This window comes from Nocardioides lijunqiniae (assembly GCF_015024225.1).
Lineage (GTDB): Bacteria > Actinomycetota > Actinomycetes > Propionibacteriales > Nocardioidaceae > Nocardioides > Nocardioides lijunqiniae.
Map to the genome: position 1 here is coordinate 45,957 of NZ_JACJGM010000009.1, position 23,250 is coordinate 69,206.

26 protein-coding genes are annotated in these 23,250 nt (G+C 72.2%); 13 read left to right on the plus strand and 13 right to left on the minus strand.

Annotation, left to right across the window (positions count from 1 at the left end; genetic code table 11):
- Both grpE and dnaK read right to left on the minus strand, forming a co-directional pair.
- Complete coding sequence (gene grpE / locus IRQ30_RS07855) at window positions 1–615, minus strand: nucleotide exchange factor GrpE (RefSeq protein WP_338089616.1); 615 nt, start codon at window positions 613–615, stop codon at window positions 1–3.
- Entirely contained in the window at window positions 612–2,465 is a 1,854-nt protein-coding gene (gene dnaK / locus IRQ30_RS07860) for a molecular chaperone DnaK (protein ID WP_193612388.1), read from the minus strand. The genes grpE and dnaK overlap by 4 nt, the downstream gene beginning before the upstream one ends.
- A 162-nt stretch (window positions 2,466–2,627) precedes the next feature.
- Between dnaK and IRQ30_RS07865 the strand changes: the two genes are divergently transcribed.
- Together IRQ30_RS07865 and IRQ30_RS23775 are read left to right on the plus strand one after the other, a co-directional pair.
- The gene (locus IRQ30_RS07865; protein WP_193612389.1) at window positions 2,628–3,239 is read left to right on the plus strand and encodes a GrpB family protein; all 612 of its coding nucleotides are present in this window, start codon (window positions 2,628–2,630) and stop codon (window positions 3,237–3,239) included.
- 294 nt (window positions 3,240–3,533) lie between these two features.
- Window positions 3,534–4,055 (plus strand): phosphotransferase, encoded by a 522-nt coding sequence (locus IRQ30_RS23775; protein ID WP_193612390.1) that lies wholly within the window; start codon window positions 3,534–3,536, stop codon window positions 4,053–4,055.
- 103 nt (window positions 4,056–4,158) lie between these two features.
- Here the strand turns inward: IRQ30_RS23775 and IRQ30_RS07875 are convergent, their stop codons facing one another.
- Window positions 4,159–5,514, minus strand: a complete 1,356-nt coding sequence (locus IRQ30_RS07875; RefSeq protein WP_193612391.1) for an HNH endonuclease signature motif containing protein — start codon at window positions 5,512–5,514, stop codon at window positions 4,159–4,161.
- A gap of 124 nt (window positions 5,515–5,638) precedes the next feature.
- Between IRQ30_RS07875 and IRQ30_RS07880 the strand changes: the two genes are divergently transcribed.
- Entirely contained in the window at window positions 5,639–6,601 is a 963-nt protein-coding gene (locus tag IRQ30_RS07880; RefSeq protein WP_193612392.1) for a M28 family metallopeptidase, read from the plus strand.
- Here the strand turns inward: IRQ30_RS07880 and IRQ30_RS07885 are convergent.
- Both IRQ30_RS07885 and IRQ30_RS07890 read right to left on the minus strand, forming a co-directional pair.
- A complete protein-coding gene (locus IRQ30_RS07885; RefSeq protein WP_193612393.1) occupies window positions 6,591–6,986 on the minus strand; it encodes a hypothetical protein in 396 nt (131 codons plus the stop codon). The two genes, IRQ30_RS07880 and IRQ30_RS07885, sit on opposite strands and share 11 nt — an antisense overlap.
- Before the next feature lie 117 nt (window positions 6,987–7,103).
- Entirely contained in the window at window positions 7,104–7,544 is a 441-nt protein-coding gene (locus tag IRQ30_RS07890) for an NUDIX domain-containing protein (RefSeq protein ID WP_193612394.1), read from the minus strand.
- Between the two features lie 47 nt (window positions 7,545–7,591).
- Between IRQ30_RS07890 and IRQ30_RS07895 the strand changes: the two genes are divergently transcribed.
- On the plus strand, window positions 7,592–8,437 hold the full coding sequence (locus tag IRQ30_RS07895) for an aldo/keto reductase (RefSeq protein WP_193612395.1): 846 nt from the start codon (window positions 7,592–7,594) through the stop codon (window positions 8,435–8,437).
- A gap of 17 nt (window positions 8,438–8,454) precedes the next feature.
- Here the strand turns inward: IRQ30_RS07895 and IRQ30_RS07900 are convergent, their stop codons facing one another.
- Entirely contained in the window at window positions 8,455–9,021 is a 567-nt protein-coding gene (locus IRQ30_RS07900) for a SecDF P1 head subdomain-containing protein (protein ID WP_193612396.1), read from the minus strand.
- 13 nt (window positions 9,022–9,034) lie between these two features.
- Complete coding sequence (locus IRQ30_RS07905) at window positions 9,035–9,541, minus strand: MarR family winged helix-turn-helix transcriptional regulator (protein ID WP_193612397.1); 507 nt, start codon at window positions 9,539–9,541, stop codon at window positions 9,035–9,037.
- Window positions 9,542–9,580: 39 nt separating this feature from the next.
- On the opposite strand from IRQ30_RS07905, the gene IRQ30_RS07910 reads away from it, so the two are divergent.
- On the plus strand, window positions 9,581–10,495 hold the full coding sequence (locus IRQ30_RS07910) for a DMT family transporter (RefSeq protein ID WP_227467201.1): 915 nt from the start codon (window positions 9,581–9,583) through the stop codon (window positions 10,493–10,495).
- Here IRQ30_RS07910 and IRQ30_RS07915 read toward each other — a convergent pair.
- Together IRQ30_RS07915 and IRQ30_RS07920 are read right to left on the minus strand one after the other, a co-directional pair.
- The gene (locus IRQ30_RS07915; RefSeq protein WP_193608583.1) at window positions 10,414–10,983 is read right to left on the minus strand and encodes a hypothetical protein; all 570 of its coding nucleotides are present in this window, start codon (window positions 10,981–10,983) and stop codon (window positions 10,414–10,416) included. The two genes, IRQ30_RS07910 and IRQ30_RS07915, sit on opposite strands and share 82 nt — an antisense overlap.
- Window positions 10,984–11,056: 73 nt before the next feature.
- Entirely contained in the window at window positions 11,057–11,482 is a 426-nt protein-coding gene (locus IRQ30_RS07920) for a nuclear transport factor 2 family protein (RefSeq protein WP_193608584.1), read from the minus strand.
- 46 nt (window positions 11,483–11,528) lie between these two features.
- Between IRQ30_RS07920 and IRQ30_RS07925 the strand changes: the two genes are divergently transcribed.
- The 6 genes from IRQ30_RS07925 (at window position 11,529) to IRQ30_RS07950 (ending at window position 17,173) form a co-directional block, all read left to right on the plus strand.
- Window positions 11,529–12,407, plus strand: coding sequence for a TIGR03619 family F420-dependent LLM class oxidoreductase (locus IRQ30_RS07925; RefSeq protein WP_193608585.1), 879 nt, complete (start codon window positions 11,529–11,531; stop codon window positions 12,405–12,407).
- The gene (locus IRQ30_RS07930) at window positions 12,404–13,567 is read left to right on the plus strand and encodes a hypothetical protein (protein WP_193612399.1); all 1,164 of its coding nucleotides are present in this window, start codon (window positions 12,404–12,406) and stop codon (window positions 13,565–13,567) included. Before IRQ30_RS07925 ends, IRQ30_RS07930 begins: the two co-directional genes overlap by 4 nt.
- Window positions 13,564–14,421 (plus strand): SDR family oxidoreductase, encoded by an 858-nt coding sequence (locus tag IRQ30_RS07935; RefSeq protein WP_227467202.1) that lies wholly within the window; start codon window positions 13,564–13,566, stop codon window positions 14,419–14,421. Before IRQ30_RS07930 ends, IRQ30_RS07935 begins: the two co-directional genes overlap by 4 nt.
- Before the next feature lies 1 nt (window position 14,422).
- Window positions 14,423–15,580, plus strand: a complete 1,158-nt coding sequence (locus tag IRQ30_RS07940) for a sulfotransferase family protein (RefSeq protein ID WP_227467203.1) — start codon at window positions 14,423–14,425, stop codon at window positions 15,578–15,580.
- Window positions 15,577–16,656, plus strand: a complete 1,080-nt coding sequence (locus IRQ30_RS07945) for an NAD(P)H-dependent amine dehydrogenase family protein (RefSeq protein WP_193612400.1) — start codon at window positions 15,577–15,579, stop codon at window positions 16,654–16,656. Before IRQ30_RS07940 ends, IRQ30_RS07945 begins: the two co-directional genes overlap by 4 nt.
- Before the next feature lie 70 nt (window positions 16,657–16,726).
- Window positions 16,727–17,173 (plus strand): hypothetical protein, encoded by a 447-nt coding sequence (locus IRQ30_RS07950; RefSeq protein ID WP_193612401.1) that lies wholly within the window; start codon window positions 16,727–16,729, stop codon window positions 17,171–17,173.
- Here the strand turns inward: IRQ30_RS07950 and IRQ30_RS07955 are convergent.
- A complete protein-coding gene (locus IRQ30_RS07955) occupies window positions 17,113–18,096 on the minus strand; it encodes an AraC family transcriptional regulator (protein WP_193612402.1) in 984 nt (327 codons plus the stop codon). The genes IRQ30_RS07950 and IRQ30_RS07955 overlap by 61 nt on opposite strands.
- 80 nt (window positions 18,097–18,176) lie before the next feature.
- On the opposite strand from IRQ30_RS07955, the gene IRQ30_RS07960 reads away from it, so the two are divergent.
- Window positions 18,177–18,632: an anthrone oxygenase family protein gene (locus tag IRQ30_RS07960; RefSeq protein ID WP_227464189.1), complete on the plus strand. Its 456-nt coding sequence runs from the start codon at window positions 18,177–18,179 to the stop codon at window positions 18,630–18,632.
- A gap of 3 nt (window positions 18,633–18,635) precedes the next feature.
- Here the strand turns inward: IRQ30_RS07960 and IRQ30_RS07965 are convergent, their stop codons facing one another.
- Together IRQ30_RS07965 and IRQ30_RS07970 are read right to left on the minus strand one after the other, a co-directional pair.
- Window positions 18,636–19,031, minus strand: a complete 396-nt coding sequence (locus tag IRQ30_RS07965) for a hypothetical protein (RefSeq protein ID WP_193612403.1) — start codon at window positions 19,029–19,031, stop codon at window positions 18,636–18,638.
- A 33-nt stretch (window positions 19,032–19,064) separates the two neighbouring features.
- A complete protein-coding gene (locus IRQ30_RS07970) occupies window positions 19,065–21,524 on the minus strand; it encodes a metallophosphoesterase family protein (RefSeq protein ID WP_338089617.1) in 2,460 nt (819 codons plus the stop codon).
- A 174-nt stretch (window positions 21,525–21,698) separates the two neighbouring features.
- Here IRQ30_RS07970 and IRQ30_RS07975 point away from each other — a divergent pair, with 174 nt between their 5' ends.
- Window positions 21,699–22,439, plus strand: a complete 741-nt coding sequence (locus tag IRQ30_RS07975) for a response regulator transcription factor (RefSeq protein ID WP_193612404.1) — start codon at window positions 21,699–21,701, stop codon at window positions 22,437–22,439.
- Here IRQ30_RS07975 and IRQ30_RS07980 read toward each other — a convergent pair.
- Window positions 22,352–23,218: a hypothetical protein gene (locus IRQ30_RS07980; protein ID WP_193612405.1), complete on the minus strand. Its 867-nt coding sequence runs from the start codon at window positions 23,216–23,218 to the stop codon at window positions 22,352–22,354. The two genes, IRQ30_RS07975 and IRQ30_RS07980, sit on opposite strands and share 88 nt — an antisense overlap.
- Between the last annotated feature and the right edge of the window lie 32 nt (window positions 23,219–23,250).

Sequence of the window (23,250 nt, forward strand, 5' to 3'; positions counted from 1 at the left end):
CTACTCGTCGGTCGTGGTGCTCGCCGGGTCGACGACCAGCACCTGCGCCGCGCGCACGACGCGGTCGCCGATCTTGTAGCCGGCCTTGGCGATCACCTTGCAGGTCGTCACCGTGACCTCGGGGTCCTCGCCCAGGTGGGAGAGGGCCTCGTGCACGGTGGGGTCGAACGGGTCGCCCGGGGCGCCGAAGCGGGTCAGGCCGAGGCCCGACACGATCCGCTCCAGCTGCTCGGCGACGGCCTTGAAGCCACCGTCGAGCTCGTCGTGCTCGCGGGCCCGGTCGATGGTGTCGAGCACCTCGGTGATCGGGGCCAGCACGGCGTAGGTGGCGTTCTCCCGCAGCAGGTCGCGGTCGCGGTCGACGCGGCGCTTGTAGTTGAGGAACTCGGCCTGCAGCCGCTGCAGGTCGGCGGTCCGCTCGGCCAGCGCCATCTGCGTCACGACGAGCTCGTCCTGCGCGATGACCTCGCCCTCGGCCGGGGCCGAGGAGGAGGCCTCGGTGGGCTCCTCCTCGACCTCGGTCTCGTTGGCCATCTCGGAGGCGGCGTCGCCGAAGGAGTCCTGCGGCTGCTCCTCCACCGGCTCCTCGTCGGGGGTGACATGGGGGTCGGTCACTTGGACTCGCCCTCGGTCGGCTCCTCGTCGACGATCTCGGCGTCGACGACGTCGTCGTCGGCCTCGCCCGTCGAGCCGTCGGACCCACCGGCGGCGGCCTGCTCGGCCTCCGCGGCGGCGTACATGGCCGCACCCATCTTCTGGCTGGACTCACCGAGCTTGGACACCCCGGCCGTCAGCGTCTCGGGGGACGCCTCGGCGTCCTCCAGCAGCGCCTTCAGCGCGTCGAGGTCGGTCTGCACCTCGGTCTTCACGTCCTCGGGGAGCTTCTCGTCGTTGTCGGCGAGGAACTTCTCGGTCGTGTAGACGAGCTGGTCGGCCTGGTTGCGGACCTCGACGGTCTCGCGACGCTTGGCGTCCTCCTCGGCGTACTGCTCGGCCTCCTTGACCATCCGGTCGATCTCGTCCTTCGACAGCGCGGAGCCGCCGGAGATCGTCATCGACTGCTCCTTGCCGGAGGCGGTGTCCTTGGCGTGCACCTGGACGATGCCGTTGGCGTCGATGTCGAAGGTGACCTCGATCTTCGGGATGCCGCGCGGGGCGGGCGGGAGACCGGTGAGCTCGAAGTTGCCGAGGGGCTGGTTCTGCGCCCACATCTGGCGCTCGCCCTGGGCGACCTTGATCTCGACCGACGGCTGGTTGTCGTCGGCGGTGGTGAAGATCTCCGAGCGCTTGGTCGGGATCGTGGTGTTGCGCTCGATCAGCGTGGTCATCACGCCGCCCTTGGTCTCGATGCCGAGCGAGAGCGGGGTGACGTCGAGGAGCAGGACGTCCTTGACCTCGCCCTTGAGCACGCCGGCCTGCAGCGCGGCGCCCACGGCGACGACCTCGTCGGGGTTGACGCCCTTGTTGGGCTGCTTGCCGCCGAGGAGCTCGGTGACCAGCTCGGTGACGGCGGGCATCCGGGTGGAGCCACCGACGAGCACGACGTGGTCGATCTTGTCGATCGCGACGCCGCCGTCCTTGAGGACGTTCTGGAACGGCGCCTTGGTGCGGTCGAGCAGGTCCGCGGTGAGCTTCTGGAACTCGCTGCGCGTCAGCCGCTCCTCGAAGTGCAGCGGGCCGGACTCGCCGTGGGTGATGTAGGGCAGGTGGACCGTGGTCTCGCTCGAGGACGACAGCTCGATCTTGGCCTTCTCGGCGGCCTCCTGGAGGCGCTGCTTGGCGATCTTGTCGGCCGCGAGGTCGACGCCGTTGTTGTCCTTGAACTTCTTGACCATCCACTCGACGACGCGGTTGTCCCAGTCGTCGCCACCGAGGTGGTTGTCACCGGAGGTCGCCTTGACCTCGACGACGCCCTCGCCGATCTCGAGCAGGGACACGTCGAACGTGCCGCCACCGAGGTCGAAGACCAGGATCGTCTGGTCGTCGCCCTTGTCGAGGCCGTAGGCCAGGGCGGCCGCGGTGGGCTCGTTGACGATGCGGCTGACGTTGAGGCCCGCGATCTCGCCGGCCTCCTTGGTCGCCTGACGCTGGGCGTCGGAGAAGTACGCCGGGACGGTGATGACCGCGTCGGTCACGGTCTCGCCGAGGTAGGCCTCGGCGTCGCGCTTGAGCTTCTGCAGCACGAAGGCGCTGATCTGCTGGGGGGTGAAGTCCTTGTCGTCGATCTTCTGCTTCCAGTCGGTGCCCATGTGGCGCTTGACCGAGCGGATGGTGCGGTCCACGTTGGTGACCGCCTGACGCTTCGCGACCTCGCCGACCAGCACCTCGCCGGACTTCGCGAACGCGACGACCGAGGGAGTGGTGCGGGCACCTTCGGCGTTGGCGATGACGGTGGGCTCGCCACCCTCGAGGACCGCGACGACGCTGTTCGTCGTACCGAGGTCGATGCCGACAGCACGTGCCATGAGTTGTTACCTCCATGATTCGGCCCGGGGGGCCTGGGTTGAAGACTGTGGGTCTCAGTCTGGCAAAGAACTTGAGTCGACTCAACTCAACTTCCGTCTATGGGTGTCAACGGGCGCCCCCGGGTGCTTGTTCCCGCTCCGGGGAGATGTTTTCGTGGCCGGGTGCCGACCCCCGCCGAGATCGTCCGCCACCACCACGGCTCCCCTCCCCCGGGCGCGGACCCGTGGGTGCCGCCGCACCGGCCGACGCCGTACGAGGTCGAGGTGGTCGACCACGACCCCGCCTGGCCGGCGCTCTTCGACCGGGTCGAGGCCCTGGTGCACGGCGCGCTCGGGGCGGGCGTGGTCGAGCTGCACCACGTCGGCTCGACCTCGGTGCCGGGCCTGGCGGCCACGCCGGTGATCGACGTCGACCTCGTCGTCGCCGATCCCGCCGACGAGGTCTCCTACCTGCCGGCCCTCGTCGCGGCCGGGTTCGTCCACACGATCCGCGAGCCGTGGTGGCACGAGCACCGGATGCTGCTCCTCGCCTCACCCCGGGCGTGCCTCCACGTCTTCGGACCCGACTGCCCCGAGGTGGTGCGGCACCGGATGTTCCACGACTGGCTCGTGGCCCACCCCGACGACCGCGACCGCTACGCCGCCGCCAAGCACGAGGCCGCCCTTCTCACCGGCAGCGCCGACGGGCAGGGCGTGGACTACCACCGCCACAAGTCGGCGACCGTGCGCGCGATCTACGAGCGGATGTTCCGCGCGCACGGGCTCATCACGTGAGCGCCGCGCTCCCGTCGACCGACGAGGCGGTGGCGGCGTCCGTCGCGGTCGCGAAAGCCGTTGGCCTGCCCGTGGGACGTCCCGAAGTCATCGCCGAGAACTACAGCGTTCGCGTTCGGCTGCACCCGCACCCCGTCGTCAGCCGGGTGGTCACCGCGGGACAGGACCTGCGACCTCATCCGCGTCCCTGGCTGGAGCGGGAGGTCCGCCTGGGGCGGTTCCTCGCGTCGCGGAACGCCGACGTGGTGGCTCCGTGGATCGACCCCGGTCCCCACACGGTCGACGGGGATCGACGTGTCGCTCTGGGAATGGGTCGAGCACACTCCCTCGACCATCTCGGGGCCCGACTTCGGAGTGATGCTGGGCGGCCTTCACGCGATCCTGGCCACGTACGAGGCGCCCCTGCCGACTCTGGTCGGCCCTCTGACCGACATCGCCACCGCCCTCGAGCGTTCAGATGATCCTGTGCTGCACCGAGCCGCCGAGGAACTCGTTCCCCTGGCTCTGACCTGGCCCCGTCGCCCGCTCCACGGTGATGCCCACACGGGCAACGTGCTGATGACGCCCGCCGGCCCCCGGTGGACGGACTTCGAGGACGTGTGTGTCGGTCCGGTCGAGTGGGACCTGGCCTCGCTGACGCTGACCGACGAGGCGATCAACGCCTACCCAGGCGCGCTGGACGAGGGCCGCTTGGAGGACTGCCGGGACCTGCGGCGCCTCCAGGTGCTGGCCAGCTTGCTGGTGGGCGACTTCGACGCCGCCAACCTTCGCAGCACGCTGGCCACGAAGCTGGAGCGACGGACGCCTCGCCGCTAGGCCGTGTAGGTGAACGGCCCGCCGGGTGGGTCCTCGCCCACCCGGCCGTTGACGGGGGGCTCGGGATAGGTCATGGCAGCACCGTAGGACGGCGTGCCGACGGTCAGCCGGTGTCGAACGTGTCGGTGAGGTCGAGGGTGCCGGTGCGGCTGGTGACGAAGACCTGGCCGTGGGGCTCGCGCCACAGGTGGATGCCCGGCGCGAGTGGTAGGTAGGTCCAGCCGGCGTGGGTCTTCAACCGGTGGTGATGTCGGCAGAGGGGCGCCAGGTTGCACTCGCAGGTGGGGCCGCCGGCGGCGTGGGCGACGACGTGGTCGAGGTCGCAGCCGCGGGCGCGTCGGGTGCAGTGGGGGAACACGCAGGTCCGGTCGCGCAGCCGCACCTTCTCGGCGGTGGTGGGCGACGGGGCGTACGTCGTGGTGCCGTCGTGGCGCTCACAGGGGGTGTCGGGGTGGGTGTTGAGGTCGATGACGGGTCGCACGGTGACGAAGCGGTCGGTGCGGGCACACCAGGAGCGGAACGTCTCCTCGAGCCAGGTGCGGCCGGTCTCGTCGACCGCCGTCGGGTCGCAGCCGGCCAGGCCCTGGTCGGTGAGGTGGACGTAGGCCACGACCTCCTTGGTGGGGACCGGCGGCTCCTCGCCGTTGATGAGCGCCAGGGCGCGGGCGGGATCGGCGAGGATCCCGATCGCGATCGATCGCCGCACGTCGAGGGAGTCGGTGGAGCCGTCGCGCTTCAGCGCGGCCGCGATCAGGGACAGGGCGCGGTCGTAGTCCTTGAGGTCGGCCCAGTCGGCGCGCAGGGTCATGTCGCCGACGCCCGTGTGGTTGAGGGACTCCTCGTGCAGCGTCGCGTGACGGGCGTCCAGGGCCTCGAGCTGATCGAGCTCGCGCTGCTCGGGGTAGAGCAGGGTCATCGCCCGGTCCACGAGGTGGTCGAGGGTGACCGTCCCGGCCTGCTCGGCGACGGGCGCGACCTCCTGGTCGACGTAGGTGGTCACGTCCTGGGGCTTGCCGAGGACCGCCTGGGCGACGCGGCGGGCCCGCCACACGGGGACCTGTCCGGCGAGGACGCGGGCGTGGGTGCGCGGGAGGCGGTGGGCCAGGACCAGGGCGTCGCGCAGGAACGCCCGCCCGGCGGTGGTGGACATGCCGTTGGCCGCGGCGAACGCGGCCGGCGCGTCCCACCGGATGGTGGGGATCCCGAACCACTCGTGGTCCTCGACGGGCAGCTCGTCGGACGGGCTGCCGTCGTCGTAAGCCGTCGCGCGGGGCGCGTGCCAGGTCTCGTCGCCGGGCGTCTCGGGATGGGCATGGGCCCACGCGACAGCGAGGCGGAGCAGGTCGACCTCGGCGTCGTTGGCGCGGCCGCGTGCCTCGCGGACCGCGGCCAGCATCTCGTGGGGCGTCGCATCCTCGACCGGGAGGTCACCGGGTCGGTCGGGGTGCGTGATGGACATGGTCCATACTAACCGAACGTCTGTTCGATGGTCAAGACCCGGCGCCAGCCCTGTGGAGTGGTTTCGGGGCTCGCTTCGCTCGCACCTCAACCACCGGGGTCAGCGTCGAGGCACACTGGCAGGCATGCGACGGGTGGTGGCGGCGGTGGCGGGGTTGGTGCTGCTCTCCGCGTGCACGGCGGACGACGAGCCGGAGGCGTCGCCGTCGCCGGCACCGAGCGCCAGGTCGTCGGCGCCCGCACCAAGCACGACGCCCACGCCGTCACCGCGGGTGCGGCCGGACGACGTCCGGGTGCGTACGGCGGTCGAGGCCGTGCAGCACCTGGCGGGCGAGATCGGGCCGCGGCCGGGCACCAGCCGCGCCTACTTCCGGGCGGCGGCGTGGGTGGAGGACGAGCTCACCGGGCACGGGTGGCAGGTCGAGCGGCAGCGCTTTGCGACGCCCGCCGGCTACTCGTGGAACGGACCCGTCGAGGCCGGGCCGTCGGTCAACCTGGTCGCGACGAGGGGCACGCTGCGACGCGGCCGGCCGTGGCTCCTCGTCGGCGCGCACCTGGACACGGTGGTGGCGGCGCCCGGCGCGGAGGACAACGCGTCGGGGGTCGGGGTCCTGCTCGCGGTCGCCGAGGCCCTGGACGGACGGCGCAGCCGGCTGCCGGTCGTGCTGGTGGCGTTCGGCTCCGAGGAGCCGCGCGGCCCGGGCGACGACGACCACCACTTCGGCTCGCGCGCGTACGTCGCCTCGCTGACGGAGCCGCAGCGGCGCAGCCTCGCGGGGATGGTCTCGCTCGACCGGGTCGGCGTGGGCGACGTGCTTCCGGTGGGCACGCCGGCGGAGCCCAACGCGCTGACCGACGAGCTGGTGGCGGCCGCCAGGAGGGCGGGGGTCGAGACGGTCCTCGACCCGTTCCAGCGGTCCAGCGACCACTGGTCCTTCGTCCGCGACGGCCTGCCCGGCGCACGCCTCGGCAGCACGCCGTACGCCGCCTACCACGACGAGACCGACACCCCCGAGGTCGTGCAGCGCGCACAGCTCGAGCGCACCGCGCGCACGGTGCTGGCCTGGGTGGGCGCCGTCAGCCCTTGATGGCTGGTGAGGTGACGGACGCGTTGGGCAGGCCGGAGTACTTGGCCCACGCCTTGGTCGTGTATCGCTTCCCCTTGAGGCGCGTCGAGGTCGCAGACCAACCGCGCCAGCTTCCGGGCCGGATGGTGGCGCCGTTGTCGCCTCGGATCTTGCCCGCTGAGTGGCCGTTGATGTAGGCAGCACCGAACGACGTCACGCGAATGTCCTCGACGCCGACGTTCCTGACCCGGAAGTGGTGGTGGATGAGGCCCTTGACCGGGCTGTGAGAGGTGCACGCCTTGACCGCGATGGCGCCACGGACCTTCCAGCCCGAGCACTTCTGCGCTGCCTCTGCCCCCGGCGTCACGACGACGGTGAGTCCGAGGACGAGGACGATGACTGTCAAGAACCTGCGCATGGTGCCTCCCGGAGTGCATGGTCATATCTCAGGACTGGGTACTGCTCGCACACCCTAGGCGTGCACGTCGCGGCTCGACCACCCCCGAGATCCAGCCCGCCTCGCTCAGCGCGAGGCGCGCCAGAGGCCGAGCGCGATGTCGACCAGGCCCACCCGGGGCAGGTCCGCGACCTCGTCGAGCGGGATCCAGCGCGCCTCGTCGGTGGTGCCGTCGAGCTCGCGGGTGAGCTCGCCGCCGACCACGCGCGCCTCGTAGACGACGCGGACCGCCTTCATGGGCCGAGACGTCGCGATGTGCCGCCGCGAGGGCGGGATGACGTAGGAGTCGACGCCGAGCAGGCGGCCCAGCTCCACCTCGTAGCCCGTCTCCTCGAGCAGCTCGCGCACGGCCCCCTCGGCGGCCTGCTCCTCGAGGTCGACCCCGCCCCCGGGCATCGTCCACTGGGGCTCGGCCGCCTCGTTCCACAGGGCGAGGAGCACCCGGTCCTGGTCGTCCACCACGACGGCGTACGCCGCGAGCCGGGTGTCGTAGTCGGTGAATTCCACCGGACCATCATGGAATACCGCCCCACCGCGACGGGTAACTACCTGGCATGACCGTTCCGACCATCACGCTCAACGACCAGACCACCATCCCCCAGCTGGGCTTCGGCGTCTTCATGGTGCCGCCCGAGGAGACCGCGGCGACGGTCGCGACGGCGCTCGAGGTCGGCTACCGCCACCTCGACACGGCTCAGATGTATGGCAACGAGGAGGGCGTGGGCCAAGCCATCGCCGCCTCGAGCATCGCCCGCGAGGAGCTCTACGTCACGACGAAGCTCAACAACACCAACCACCGCCCCGAGGACGTCCGCCGCAGCTTCGACGAGTCCTTCGAGCGCCTCGGCCTCGAGTACGTCGACCTGTTCCTCATCCACTGGCCGCTGCCGACCCGCTACGACGGCGACTTCGTCTCCACGTGGAAGGCCATGATCGAGCTCAAGGAGGACGGGCGGCTGCGCTCCGTGGGCGTCTCGAACTTCCACGCCGAGCACCTCGACCCGATCATCGAGGCGACCGGCGTCCTGCCGGTCGTCAACCAGATCGAGGCCCACCCCTACCTCGTCAACGACGAGGTGCGCGCGGCGTCGCACGAGCGCGGCATCACCGTCGAGGCCTGGGCGCCGATCGCCAAGGGCAAGGTCGTGGACGACGAGGTCATCCAGGGCATCGCGGAGCGCCACGGCAAGACGCCGTCGCAGGTGACCCTGCGCTGGCACATCGAGCGCGGCGACGTGGTGTTCCCCAAGTCGATGCGCGAGGAGCGCATGCGCGAGAACTTCGACATCTTCGACTTCCAGCTCTCCCCGGACGAGGTGGAGGCCATCCGCCGCCTCGACCAGGGCGAGGAGGGCCGGACCGGCCCCAACCCGGAGACCATGGACTGGATCCCCAGCTGACGCAGCGGGGCTGAGGCTCAGGCGCGACCGGTCAGTCGGTCGGCCAGGGCCTCGGCCCGGTCGTCGGTGAGTCCGCCGACGACCTGCAGGCGCCCGTCGGTGACCTGCTGCTGCACCGTCGGGGCCGCTAGCACCTCGCCGTCGAGCACGAGGGCCACCTGCCGCGCGCCGGGCGCACCCGCGGTGAGGTCCGCGAACGCGGCCGCCGCCTCGTCGTCCAGCACCACCTCGACGTAGGGGCCGGCGCCGTCGTCGGCCTCGGCGGTGGCCGACTCGATCCCGCCGACCGCCGCAGCGGGCTCCAGGCTGTACTTCGTGCCGCCGGCGTCGCAGGCCGCCAAGGGGTCCTCCGGCGCCGCCGCCGGGGGCGGAGCGGCGCAGTCGAGATCGCGGAACTGCTGCAGCACCAGCGAGTCGGGCGCCGGCTCGCGGCTGGTCGCGAGCACCACCCGCAGCTCGACGGGCACCGCCGCCTCGCTCGTCCCGGGCTCGTCGGCCGGGCCCGCCTGATCCTCGGCGCAGCCGGCGAGCGCCGCGAGGAGCACGCCCACGGCGAGGCCGGAGGACAGCCGTCGGGCGCTCATGCCGGCGATCGTCTCACGCGTCCAGCGCGCGGCCCCAGGCCTCCAGCAGCCGGGCGAGCTCGCGGCGGTCCGGCTCGTCGAGCAGCGAGACGAGGCGGCGCTCGTTGGCCATGTGCCGCTCGAAGGTCCCGTCGACGAGCTCCCGGCCGCGCCCGGTGAGCCGGACGCGGCGGCCGCGGCCGTCGTCCTCGCTGGTCTGGCGGAGCACCAGCCCGGCGCCCTCCAACCGGTCGAGCCGCTTGGTCACCGCGCCGGAGGTGACCATCGTCGTCTGCGCGATCTGCCCCGGCGACAGCTCGTACGGCGCACCGGCGCGGCGCAGCGCGGCCAGGACGTCGAAGTCGCCGTCGGAGAGGCCCGCGGCGGCGAAGACCGGGCGCAGCTCCTCGTCGAGGAGCACGGCGAGGCGGTGCAGCCGGCCGATGACGCCCTGGGGCGAGACGTCGACCTCGGGCCGCTCGACGGCCCACTGGGCCATGATCCGGCCGACGTGGTCGGGCTCCTGATGGTCCGAGGACATGCGGGGAATATATCTTACCCGGAAGATATTATGTCTTCCATGGAAACTACTTCGTGGCGCACCGTCCTCGTCGTCAGCGTCGCGCCGCTGGCCTGGGGCACGACGTACCTGGTCACCGAGCGGCTGCTGCCCCCGGACCGGCCGCTGTTCGCCGCGGCCGTGCGGGCCCTGCCGGCCGGCCTGCTGCTCCTCGGCGTGCGGCGCCGGCTCCCTCGCGGCGAGTGGTGGTGGAAGGCGGCGCTGCTCGGCCTGTGCAACATCGGGCTCTTCTTCCCGCTGCTCTTCCTCGCGGCCTACGAGCTCCCCGGCGGGCTGGCCTCCACCCTCCAGGCGACCTCACCGCTGGCGGTGATGGCGCTCGCCTGGCTCCTGCTCCGGGAGCAGCCGGGCCGCCGCCGCGTGCTGTGCGCGCTGGTCGGCCTCGTCGGCGTCGCGCTCCTCGTGCTCCGCTCCCCGGGCGCCGTGTCGACCCTCGGGCTGCTCGGCGCCTTCGGCTCGGTGGCGGTCTCGGCGCTGGGGTTCGTGATGGTCAAGCGCTGGCCCGCGCCCGTCGACCTGCTCACCCTCGTCTCGTGGCAGCTCGTGGCCGGTGGGCTGGCCCTGGTCCCGGTCGCACTGCTCGTCGAGGGCGCACCGCCGCCCCTCGACCTCGACGCGGCGGCGGGGTTCCTGTGGCTCGGCGGGGTCGGCACCGTCCTCGCCTACGCGTGCTGGTTCCACGGGCTGGCGCGCATGCCCGCGGGCGCGGTCTCGCTCATCGGGCTGCTCAACCCGGTCGTGGGCACCGCGCTCGGCGTCGTGGTCGCCGGCGAGCTCTTCGGCTGGGCGCAGGCGCTCGGCATGGCCCTGGTCCTGGGCGGCGTCGTGGCCGGTCAGCGGATGGTGACGCGGACCTCGTTGGACGCCTCACCGCTGTCGGTGTCGACCACGCGGAAGCGGTTCTTGCCCGGCTGACTGGTCTGGATGTACGTCGTGAAGGTCTCGTTGCTCACCGAGGCGGTCACCGGGAAGATCCCCCAGGCGCCGCCCTCCCACTGCTGCACCTGCAGGATCGCGCCCTCGCCGCCGGGGTAGGTGCCGCGCAGGTAGATGCGGTCCATGGAGCCGACCTCGGAGGAGTCGGAGGTGAGCGAGATCTTCTCCTCGGGCTTCGCCGACGCGGTCGACGACGGCGCTCCGGCCTCGTCGCCGGGGTCGGGGGCCAGCGTGATCCGGGGGCCCGTGTCCTTCTCCGTCGGCGACGGCGTGGGCAGGTACATCGTCTCGCCGCCGGAGCTGCCGCCGTCGCTGGCGGTGTCGCCGCCGTCGAGGTTCAGCACCCGCGCGGCGAGCAGCGCACCACCGCCGAGCACGAGCCCCACGGCCAGCGCCACGGCCACGAGCGCGATGACGCCCGAGACGACGGGGTGTCCCTCTCGAGCGGGACGGTCTTCGTCGGCCACGTGCGGTCTCCCCTGGGTGGTGGTGCGTGGGCCCCATTGTCGGGGACGGGCCCAAGGGGACCAAACGCGAGCCTCAGAGGCCGCGCCTCCAGATGATCTCCTCGTGCAGCCGCGTGCTGCGCCAGCCGTCGGCGGTGCGGGCCAGGGTGTGGTGGTAGATCCCGCCGAACTCCACGATCCTCTCCCCGCCGGCGCCGTCGGCCATCGGCATCGGGTTGTGGAAGTACGCCGCGCACGTGGCGGAGTCGCCGTCCACGCGGATGTCGAGCTGTCCGAGCGTGTGCATCCGCTTCGGGAAGAACGCCGGCAGCATCTCGGCCAGCCACGGCTTCACCTCGGCGTACGCCGCCGCGATGCCGCCGGACTCGGTGTAGTCGATCTGCGCGTCGGCGGCGAACACCGTGTCCAGCGCGTCCCACTCGCCGGTGTCGATGGCGCGCGTGTAGCGCACCAGCACGTCGGTGATCTCGGCCCGGTCGCTCAGCATCTGGAGGTCCACGGGTGGACTCTGGCACAAAACTGGAACACGTTCTACTGTGTCGCCCATGCGATTCACCTACGCGGAGGCCATGACCCAGGCGACGTTCTACGCGCCCCTGGCCCAGGCCGCGGAGGCTGCGGGCTACACCAGCATGACGGTGGCCGACAGCCTGATCTACCCCAAGGAGTCGGACTCCAAGTACCCCTACACCGACACCGGCGACCGGGCGTTCCTCGACGGCAAGGAGTTCATCGAGACGATGGTGCTCTGCGCGCACCTGTTCGCGGTGACCACGACGCTGCGGCTGACGCCGTTCGTGCTCAAGCTGCCCGTGCGTCCGCCCGTGCTGGTCGCCAAGCAGGCCTCGTCGCTGGCGTTCCTGTCCGACAACCGCCTCGGTCTCGGCGTGGGCATCTCGCCGTGGCCCGAGGACTTCGCCAACCTCGGCGTCGACTGGGCCCGGCGCGGCAAGCGCATGGACGAGTGCATGGACATCCTGCGCGGCCTGACCACCGGCGAGTTCTTCGGCTACGACGGCGAGTTCTACCAGGTCGACGAGCTCAAGCAGTGCCCCGGCGCGAGCGAGCCGATCCCGCTCCTCGTCGGCGGCCACGTCGACAACGCGCTGCGTCGCGCCGTGCTCAAGGGCGACGGCTGGATGCACGCCGGCGGCGACGGCGAGGAGCTCGACCGGCTGCTGACCCGCCTCGCGGAGATCCGCCGGGAGGAGGGCGACACCCGCGACGACTTCGAGGTGCACGTCATCTCCTACGACGCCTACGACCTCGACGGCATCAAGCGCCTGGAGGACAAGGGCGTCACCGACTGCATCGTCGGCTTCCGCGTGCCCTACATCATGGGCCCCGACCCCGAGCCGCTGCAGGACAAGATCGACCACCTGAACAAGTACGCCGACCAGATCATCAGCAAGGTCGGCGGATGAGCGAGGCACTCGGCCTCACGCAGGTCCTGCAGGAGTCGATCGCGGAGGCGGAGGAGCTGGTCGCCAACGCGCCGTTCATCCGTACCGAGCAGGACCGCCTGGAGGGCTACGACTACCTGTCGGGGCGGATCCGGATGGCCATGCAGATGGCGTTCGACTACGACCTCGACCGGCCGCTGTTCGTGAACCCCACCCACCAGTTCTCCCGGCAGGGCCTGGACAACCCCGACGCGGTCTACCTCAACGCCTTCCTGCGCGAGGGCGTCGAGTACGTCGTGCGCGGGCGGCGCGGCAGCAGCGCCGACCTGTCCTTCCAGGTCATGGGCGGCGCCTACACCGCCGACTCCGCGGCCACGTCCCTGCTGGCCTTCGACGACCGCGAGCTGGACATCGCCGCCGACGGCACCTTCGAGTTCACCTACGTCGCCGAGCCCGGCGCCAAGACCATGATCGTGCGCGAGGTCTTCAACGACTGGGACACCGAGGAGCGCGGACTGCTCACGATCGAGCGCCCGGACACCCTCGGGCAGCCGGCCCGCGCGCTCACCCACGACCTGCTTCGCAAGAAGTACGAGGTCGCCGCGCGCAGCCTGGTCGGCAGCATCCAGACGTGGTTCGCCTTCCCCCATTTCTTCCAGTACAAGGAGCCGGTCAACACCCTGACCGCCCCGCAGTCGACCCCCGGCGGCCTCGCCTCCCAGCGCTCGTCGATCGGTCACTACGAGCTCGCCGAGGACGAGGCGCTCGTCGTGAGCGTGCCGGAGTGCACCGACTGCAGCTATCAGGGCATCCAGATCGGCTCCGACTGGTACGCCTCGACCGACTACGAGACCCACCAGACGTCGCTCACCAAGGCGCAGGCCGTCACCGACCCTGACGGCGTGATGCGCTTCGTCGTCTCCGAGCGCTCCCCCGCCGGCGAGGGCCGCGCGATCGCCAACTGGCTCGAGACGACCGGCCACCGCACCGGCTCGATGATGCTGCGCTGGCAGCGCCTCGAGCGCGACCTGACCCAGGACGCCGACGGTCCGACGGTCGAGCGGGTCCGGCTCGCCGACGTACCCGACCTCCTCCCGCACTTCACGCCCCTCTCCACCGAGGAGTACGCCGAGCGCATCGCCGCGCGACAGCGCTCCGTAGCCCGAAGGATGCTGAGTTGAACAACGAGACCGGGTCGAGCGAGCTGGGACTGGCCGAGGCCCACGACACGTCCATCGAGGAGCGCTACACGCCCGTGCCGCTGCTGCGCGGCAAGGTCATCGTGATCTCCGGGATCGGGCCCGGCCTGGGCCGGTCGCTGGCCGAGGAGGCCGCCAGGATGGGCGCCGACCTCGTGATCGCCAGCCGCACCGAGTCGCGGCTGCTGGCGCTCCAGGCCGAGCTCGAGGGCCACGGCGGCCGCGTCGTCAGCGTCGTCACCGACGTGACCGACGAGGACTCGCGGGTCAACCTGCGCGACCGGACCCTCGAGGCGTTCGGACGCGTCGACTGCGTCATCAACAACGCGTTCACGATCCCGCCGATGGACCCGATCACCCAGATCTCGCCGCGCAAGCTGGCCAAGGTCAACGAGACCAACGTCTTCGCCCCCCTGCGGCTCTCGGCGCTCTTCGCCGACGCGCTCGCCGACAGCTCGGGCTCGCTGATCATGCTCAACTCCTGCGTCTCGTTCAGCTCCCAGCCCGAGTACGCCGGCTACAAGCTGTCCAAGGGCGCGCTCGAGCACCTCGCCTCGTCGCTCGCGACCGAGCTCGGGCCGCGCGGGATCCGCGTCAACAGCGTGGCGCCCTCCTACATCTACGAGGACGTCAACCGCGGCTACTTCGACTTCCTCGCCGCCGTCGAGGAGAAGACGCACGAGGAGGTCTACGCCGAGAAGGCCGCGCCGACCGACCTCAAGCGCCTCGCGTCGTCGGAGGAGGTCGCCCGCGCGACGCTCTTCCTCGCCAGCGACCTGGCCTCCGCGGTGACCGGGCAGATGCTGACCGTCGACTGCGGAGAGTTCCACAGCTGACATGAGCGACAACATCATGGTGCGCGAGCGCCCGGACGTCGGGTCCTACGACGACATCGTCGCGGCCGCCGTGCGCACGACCGGCCTGTCCGACTTCGGCGGCACCACCCACGAGGAGGGGCTGCGGGTCCTGGTCGAGGACCTCGCGTCCGCCGAGGCCGGGCTCACCCCCCGCGGCAACTACTTCCAGCGCTCGGAGGTGAAGTCGGCCCTCGTCGGCGTGCTGCTCACGCAGGCCCAGCTGGCAGCCCACCCCGAGCACGCCGACGTGGCCGTCCCGCGGCCGGTGTTCGTGATGGGGCTGCCCCGCACCGGCACGACCGCCCTCCACCGGCTGCTGCACGCCGACCCCGCGGCGCAGGGGCTGGAGATGTGGCTCACCCAGTACCCCCAGCCGCGCCCGCCGCGCGAGACCTGGGAGTCCGACCCGATCTTCACCGCCATGCAGCAGGCCTTCTCCGCCCACCACGTGGAGTCGCCGGAGTTCATGGGGATCCACTACATGGACGCCACGACCGTCGAGGAGTGCTGGCGGCTGCTGCGCCAGACCGGCAAGTCCAACTCCTACGAGTCGCTGGCCCACGTGCCGCGCTACACCGAGTGGCTCTCGCGGCAGGACTGGACCGACGCCTACGCGCGCCACCGGCAGAACCTCCAGCTGGTCGGGCTCCACGACACCGACAAGCGCTGGGTGCTCAAGAACCCCTCGCACATGACCGCCCTCGACGCGCTGATGACGGTCTACCCCGACGCGCTCGTCGTCTACACCCACCGCGACCCGGTCGTGTGCATCGCCTCGTCCTGCTCGCTCTCGGCCGAGACCACGGTCGGCCACTCGACGACGTACGTCGGCGACGTGATCGGCCGCACGCAGCTGGACCTGTGGTCGCGGGCCTACCACTCCTTCCACGACGCGCGGCCGGCCTACGACCAGGCGCAGTTCGCCGACGTCGCGTTCCAGGACCTGGTCACCGACCCGCTCGGCACGATGCGCGGCGTGTACGAGCAGTTCGCGCTCGACTGGACGCCCGAGGCGGAGCACGCCATCACCGAGATCGACCGGGAGTCGAGGTCGGGCTCCGCCAGGCCGTCGCACTCCTACGACCTGGCCGACTACGGCCTCACCGAGAGCGACGTACGGAAGGCGTTCGACCGATGAGCTCCGAGGCCAAGCGCGTCGTCGTCTGGGGCACCGGCGTCGTCGGCTCGATGGTGATCGCCGAGATCGTGCGGAGCCCGGCCTTCGAGCTGGTCGGCGTCGGCGTGAGCAACCCCGCCAAGGTCGGCCGCGACGCCGGCGAGATCTGCGGCCTCGACCCCGTCGGCGTGCTGGCGACCGACTCCGTCGAGGAGCTGGTCGCGCTGCGCCCCGACGCGCTGGTGCACTACGGGCCGACGGCGCAGCACGCCGACGACAACATCCGCGTCATCGGCGCGTTCCTCCGCGCCGGGATCGACGTGTGCTCGACCGCGATGACGCCGTGGGTGTGGCCGGGCATGACGCAGACGCCCGCCGCCTGGATCGACCCCATCACCGCCGCGTGCGAGGAGGGCGGCGCCTCCTGCTTCACCACCGGCATCGACCCGGGCTTCGCCAACGACCTGTTCCCGCTGACCCTGATGGGACTGTGCGGCGAGGTGCGGTCGGTGCGGGCGTCCGAGCTGCTCGACTACACCGACTACGAGGGCGACTACGAGGACGAGATGGGCATCGGCCGGCCGCCGGAGTTCACCGCGCTGCTCGAGATCCCCGAGCTGCTGATCATGGCCTGGGGCGCGACCGTGCCGATGATCGCGCACGCCGCCGGCATCGAGCTCGACGACATCACCACCACGTGGGAGAAGTGGGTGACGCCGACCGAGCGCACCACCGCCAAGGGCGTCGTCGCGGCCGGCAACGTCGCGGCGATCCGCTTCACGATCAACGGCATCTACGGCGGTCGCGAGGTCATCTCGCTCGAGCACGTCAACCGGATCGGCCTCGACGCCGCGCCCGACTGGCCGGCCGGCTCCCAGGACGACGTCTACCGCGTCGACATCACCGGCTCGCCCTCGATCAGCCAGGAGACGTCGTTCCGGTTCACCGACGGCTCGGGACGCTCACCGGCCGTCGCCGGGTGCCTGGCCACCGGCCTGCGCGCCCTGAACGCCGTACCGGCCGTCAACGCGCTGCCGGCCGGCTGGGTCACCGCGCTCGACCTGCCGCTGGTGCCCGGGGTCGGCACGATCCGCTGAATCACGCTCCCGTCCACAGGCGGGAGGCGGCCCGGTTTGGCGGGGGTGCCGCGGCGAGCAGCCTCCGGGCATGTCGAACCCCGCCACCGACCTCGAGATCGCGCTGCCGCCCACCTGGCGCCGGCGCGAGGACCCCGACCACGGCGTGCTGGTCGCCGCGCGTGCCACCTCGATGCCCGCCAGCGGCGTTCGCCCCGAGCTCACCCTGACCTGCGTCACCGTCGAGCGGCCGCTGGAGGAGTGGCGGGCGGAGGCGATGGCGGAGCTGGCGGCCCGGCTCGACGACTTCGAGCTCGAGGACGACGACGTCTACGACCTGTTCGGCCACGACGTCGCCTACCGCCGCTTCGCCTACCGCCTGGGCGCCGCCGACCTGCTCTGCGACCAGTGGGCGTGGCGCACGGGGTCCGTGGGCGTGACGCTCACGTGCTCCGTCGCCCGCGAGGACTACTGGGACTACTGCGACGTCTTCGAGGCCATCGCCGAGACCGTCGACCTCTCGCCGCTGGCCGCCTGAGCGCGGTGCTCGCGCGGACTGACGCCCCGCTCCCGCTTGAAGGCGGTGCTCAGCGCGAACGGCGTCGCGTAGCCGACCCGGCGGGCCACGGAGCCCACCGTGGCGTCGGGCTCGAGCAGCAGGTCGGCGGCCAGCGTGAGCCGCCAGTCCGAGAGGAAGGCCATCGGCGGCTCGCCCACCAGCTCGGTGAACCGTCGGGCGAACGCCGCCCGGGAGGCGCCCACGCGCTCGGCCAGGCCGCCGACGGTCCACGCGTGCTCGGGGTGGTGCTGGAGCAGCCGCAGCGCCGGACCGACGACGGGGTCGGCGTGCGCGGCGTACCAGCGCGGCGGGTCGGCCTCGGGCCGGTCGAGCCAGGCGCGCACGACGCTGATCACGAGCAGGTCCAGGAGCCGGTCGAGCACCGCCTCCTGGCCCGGACGGTCGTGCCGCATCTCCTCGCCCAGCAGCGCGACCAGCGGCAGCCCGAGCTCGCTCTCGGGCAGCACCAGCACCGGCGGGAGCGCACGGAGCAGCCGCCGCCCGACCGCCGACTCGACCAGGTAGGCGCCGGTGAGGAGCATCGTCTCCCCGACCGGGCTGTTGCCCCAGCTGCGCACGCCCTGCCGCATCTCCTCGGCCAGCTCGTGGCCGTCGGGGGCCCGGCAGACCTGCCCCGGCAGGATCACCGCCTGGGGCGGCGTGCCCAGGTCGTCGGCGATGGTCGCGTGGCCGGGCCCGCGCAGGACGGCGATGTCGCCGGGACCGAGCAGGGTCGGCGACCCCTGGTCGGGCGCCAGCCACATCCGGCCGCGGACGACGGCCGTGACCGACAGCGGCGACTCGTCCTCGAGCCGCACCGACCAGGGCGGGTCCATCAGGCAGCGCAGCAGGAACGCCTGGCGGGCGCGTGGCCCGTCGAGCAGCCCGGTGAGGACGTCCATGGCATCACCGTAGACGCTCAGGTATGGATCCGGCGCTCTGGTCGATGGTGCGTCTCTCCGGGTCGGGTTGGAATGGACCCATGATCGACCTCCTCGAGCCCCTGCGCGGTCCCCTCCTGCTCGGCGCCGCCGTCACGGCCGGCCTCCAGGCCGGCACCTACTACACCTGGGCCTCCGGCGTGATGCCCGGACTGGCCCGGGTCGACGACCGGACGTTCGTCCACGCGATGCAGGAGATGAACGTCGCGATCGTCAACCCGGTCTTCCTGGCGAGCTTCCTCGGCGCACCGGCCCTCGCGGTCGCGGCCGCGCTGGCCGTCGACGCACCGGTCCGGCCGTGGGCGGTCGCGGCCGCCGGTCTCGCCCTGGCGACGCTGATCGTCACGGCGGCCGGCAACGTGCCGCTGAACGACGCCCTGGCCCAGACCGGCGTACGCGCGGACTTCGAGTCGGCGTGGGTGCGGCTCAACGCCGTGCGCGCCGTGACGTCGACCGCCTCGCTCGCCTGCCTGGCCTGGGCCGCCTGGCGTTCGTAGCCCTCAGCAGGTCACGTAGACCGAGCCCTGGAAGTTGTCCGTGACCTTGACCCAGCGGGGACCGGTGAAGTCCTTGCGCCAGCCGGTGGTGCCCTGGACGTACTTCGTGCAGCCGGAGGGCACGTAGTAGCCGTCGGCGTCGTGCAGCTGGCCGCCGCTCGACTCGCGCGGCGAGAGCGTGATCGTCTTGCCGGTGGGCCTGCCCTGGCTGTCGCTCCAGTTCTCCCCGGCGAGGATGTTGCCCGTGCTGCTGCCGTAGTTGGTGATGGTGCCGCAGATGCCGGTGGTGCTGCAGAGCGGGCCGGCCTGGGCCGGCGTCGTGGCACCGCCGACGAGCGCCGTGCCGGCGGCCAGGGTGACGGCGCCGAGGGCGAGGCCGGTACGGAGGAGCTTCTTCATGGGTCGCTCCCTTTCGTGGGGGGATGGGGAGGTTCACGACCGGCGCGGGAGCCTGAAGGTCACGGTCCCGACCGAGCGTCCGACCGACGTCGATCCTGGGTAGACGACGCGGAGGGTCTGCTGTCCCTGGCCGAGCTTGCGGCGCGGGAGGTTCACGACGACGCGGCCGCGGCGCAGCCGCGCCCGGCGCACGAGGTCGCCGTTGGCGCGGCGGATCTCGACCCGCCCGGAGGCGGGGCCGCCGGCTGCCTGCACGCGGACGCGGAGGCGCACCTGGGTGCGCAGGACCTTGAGCACGCTGGCGGTGACCACGGTGCGCGCCGGCGGGACGGGAGCCGGGGCGTCAGGGTCCGGGACGGTGACGGCGAGGGTCATCGAGGTCGCGAGGTGCGTGCGGGTCCGGTCGAACACCAGGCTCAGCGAGTGGCCGCCGACGTCCAGCACGCCGGCCGGCAGCGTGGTCGCGAACGTGCCGCCGGTGACCGTGGCCCGGGCCAGCTCCTGACCGCCCTCGGAGATGACGACGGTGCCGGAGGCGGCCGTCTCCGAGCGGACGGTGCCGGCGACGCGGACGCCGTCGGTGCCGGTCATGGTCGCCGAGGCCGTCATCAGCGTGGCGCCGCGCCCGACGGTGAACTCGTCGATCACCCACGGTGCCGTGTCCGGCTGCTTGACGTCGTAGACCCAGCTGGTGACCGTGCGGGTCTCGGTGTCGAGCGCGGTGAAGACGCACAGGTCGTTGCTCTGCACGAAGGGCAGCGGCAGCCCGTCGGGGTTGGTGAACGGCTTCACCGACGGCAGGATCGGCTCCAGGCCGCCGGGGTTGCCCAGCGCGAGGTAGTTGTCGGAGTTCCACGGCGCCGGAGGCAGCGGCCGGACCCGGTTGGAGAGCCCGTCGAAGGCGCCGTAGGTGTTGCCCGTGTTGGAGGTCTCCAGCCAGTTCGTGCCGCTCTCCGAGCGGTAGCGGTTCCACAGGTGGCTGTGGCCGTTGAGCACCAGGTCGGTGCCGGCCTCCTCCAGCAGCGGCTGCAGGTCGTGCAGGAGCATGTTGTCGCGCGGGTGGTACTCGTAGCGCACGGAGGTGAGCGCGCCCAGGGCGTCGCGGGTCTCGATCCGGTCGGGCTCGGCGAAGACCGGCATGATGTTGTCGCCGAGTCCCTGCGGTCCCTCGTGCAGCACCACGACGGTGATCTTGGCGCGGCGGAACTCCTCGCTCGCCAGCTCCTTCTCGAGCCACTCGTACTGCTCGCTGCCGGAGGCCAGCGACTCGAACACGAACTCGCCGTACCCCTGGGCCATCGGGTCGGCCAGGGTCGCGGCGGACTCCTGGTAGCGGCTGGTCGCGGTGCGGTCGGCCGGCAGGGTGTTGGCGGTCGCGCTGCGCCAGATGCGGGTGGAGAACAGGCTGATCAGCCGGACGTCGCCGACCGTCGTGGCGTAGTACTTCTTGCCGCCGGGCGAGTCCTCGGGGAGGGAGAAGATCTCCTCGTAGGTGGTGGTGCTCCAGGAGTTGTCCTCGAGCCACTGCTCCTTGATCGCGGCGTCCCCGGTGGGGTTCACCGTCGCGGCGACGTCGCGGTAGCGGCGCTCGGCGACCTCGCGCGGCACGCAGTTGTTCAGGTTGAGCGCCGTCGTCCCGTCGACGCGGCCCTGCACCTCGTGGTTGCCGATCGCGGGGTAGAGCACGGCTGACTGGAGGATCTCGCCGCCGACGTAGGAGCGGCCTCCGGTCGAGACCCGGCCACCGCGGCCCTGGAGCGCGGGGAAGAAGCCGCTGCCGCGGGTGTCGTCGAACCACTCCGAGGCGCGGTCGGGCACGTTGACCAGGTCGCCGGCGAGGAAGACCGCGTCGATGGTGCCGATCGTCGCCTTCGCCAGCTCGAGGTTGGCGGGGGTGTTGACCATCGCCTGGTGGTCGCTGGTGAGCAGGATCCTGGTGCGCGAGCCCGGCTTGGGCGCCGGCGCCAGCTCGAAGGTGCCCGAGGCTCCGAAGGCGCCGGCGTCGGCGCTCACGATCCGGTACGGCGTGCGGCCGCTGAGGCCGGTCGCCACCGCCTCGTGCCGGTGCACCTCGCGCGGGGTCATCGTGGCCGGCTTGACCGGCACGTTGGACGCGGCGTCCTCGACGACGCGCGACAGCCGGAAGGAGTCGGCCGCGAACACCCGCACCCCCGAGGTGGGGGTACCGCCGGCGGCGGCCAGCAGCTGAGCGTCGCTGAGACCCGTGACGGCCTCGCCGACCAGCAGCGCGTGGCCGGAGCCGGCGTACTCGGTCATCCAGACCACCGAGACCCCGTCGGCCGTCGGCGCCTGGAGGAAGGGGTCGGTGAGCAGGCCGAGCGTGCCCGCCCGGGCCGCCGACAGGGCGCGGCCCGTGCGCGCCGACGCCGACCACACGAGGGCCGGGCTCAGCGCGATCGCGGACGCGGCGACCGCGCCGGCTCCCACGACGGCGCGGCGGGACAGGGAGCGGTCGAACGAGACCAGGGACACGGTGGCGGATCCTTCGGACGGAGGCGGGTGTGCCACCAGCGAAGCCGCCGCCGGACGGTGCGGGGAACCAACAAAAGCGCAAAGGCGGCCGGACCGACGAGTGTTGGGCTCCCGGCCACCTGGGCGCCACCAGGAGTCCACGAGGGATGCCTTGCCGCGGCGATGGTGGTCGCCATGGAGCTCTCCGGTGCGCGCGTCTCGCTGGTCGACGACGCCGCCGCGGTGCGGGCGGCGGCCGCCACGCTCCTGCCCGAGGGCGCGGTCGTCTCCACCCACAGCTGCGTCGAGGACCTGCTCGACGCCTCGCCCGCCGTGTCCCTCGTCCTGGTCGAGGTGCACCTGCGCAACCAGCGCCAGCCGTCGGCCCTGCACGGTGTCGAGGCGGTCACGGCGCTGACCCGTGCCGGCTACGACGTGTGCGTCTACACCCGGGAGGAGCGCCCGCACGTGCTGGCGTCGTGCCTGGCCGCGGGCGCACGCGGGGTGGTGTCGAAGTCCCTGCCGCTCACGGACCTCCCCCGGATGCTCGACGCCGTCGCCGCCGGCGAGCCCGTGGCGCCGGCGCCGGTTCTCGAGATCCTGGGGACCCTGCGCGAGCGCGGCCACCTGACCCTCCTCACCGACCGCCAGCGCGAGGTGCTCGGCGGCCGGGCCCGCGGCCTCACCTACGCCCAGCTCGCCCGCGACCTCTTCGTGTCGTCCTCCACGCTCCGCGGCTACTGGCGCGAGATCACCGAGGCCGTGGGCCGGCACCTCGCCGAGGCCTCGCCGGGGGACATCGAGCACGCGCTGGGGCTGCGTCCGGGCGACCTCCTCGACCGGCGCGCTCAGCGGACGGGCGCCACCAGGTCGCGGAAGCGCGCCAGCGCGGCCGGCGTGCCGAGCTCGGCGCGCGCCTCGGGCTCCGCGAGGTAGAACCGGCAGAACGCCACCACGGCGTGGGGGTCGCTGGCGATCTTCTCGGCGTCGAGCGTCGGGTCCTCGGTGCGGGCCATGCGCCCCAGCGCGTTGAGGCCCTGGACCGCACCGGGCGTCACCTCGAAGGAGAGCCAGTTGTGGATGGGGTCGTCGGGCGAGGGGATCAGGTCCGTCACCGCGCGCTGGCGGGTCCAGTGCGGCCAGACGCCGCGCACGGCCTCCCACCCGAACACCATCGGCTCGGTCTGGGTCCGCAGGACGACCCGGGTCGGGGTGAGCAGGATGCCCTTCGACGGCGTCATCCGGCTGCGCACACCGCCGTAGGCACCCACGAGCAGGAGCAGGCCGAGCAGGAGGACGAAGACCGAGATCACCAGCCCGAGCACGCGGTCCCCGCCCCGGTCGTGGAGGACCTCCCGCAGCGCGAGGGCGGGCGCCACCACGAGGAGCAGACCGAAGACCAGGAGGGCCAGGACCGAGACGACCCGGACCGCGTGGATCGGCAGCAGCGTGCCGCGACCCTCCGGCCCGTCGTAGGTGGCCGGTGGGAGGCGGCGTCGGGAGTTGCCGAAGGGGATGACCGCGACGGCCGCGGCGAGGACGAGGAGCAGCACCCCGGCCGCGACCTTGCCCAGCAGCAGGGCGCGGAGACCGGCGAGCGCGAGGACCGCCCCCACCACCGTGGCGGCGCCGATCAGCAGGAACCGGCGACGCGGCTTGAGGTGCCAGCCCGCGCCGGAGTCACGGAACGTCAGCGGGGTGGGGGTGTCGGTCACGGACCCGTCCTACCCCACGGCGACGCCGCCCA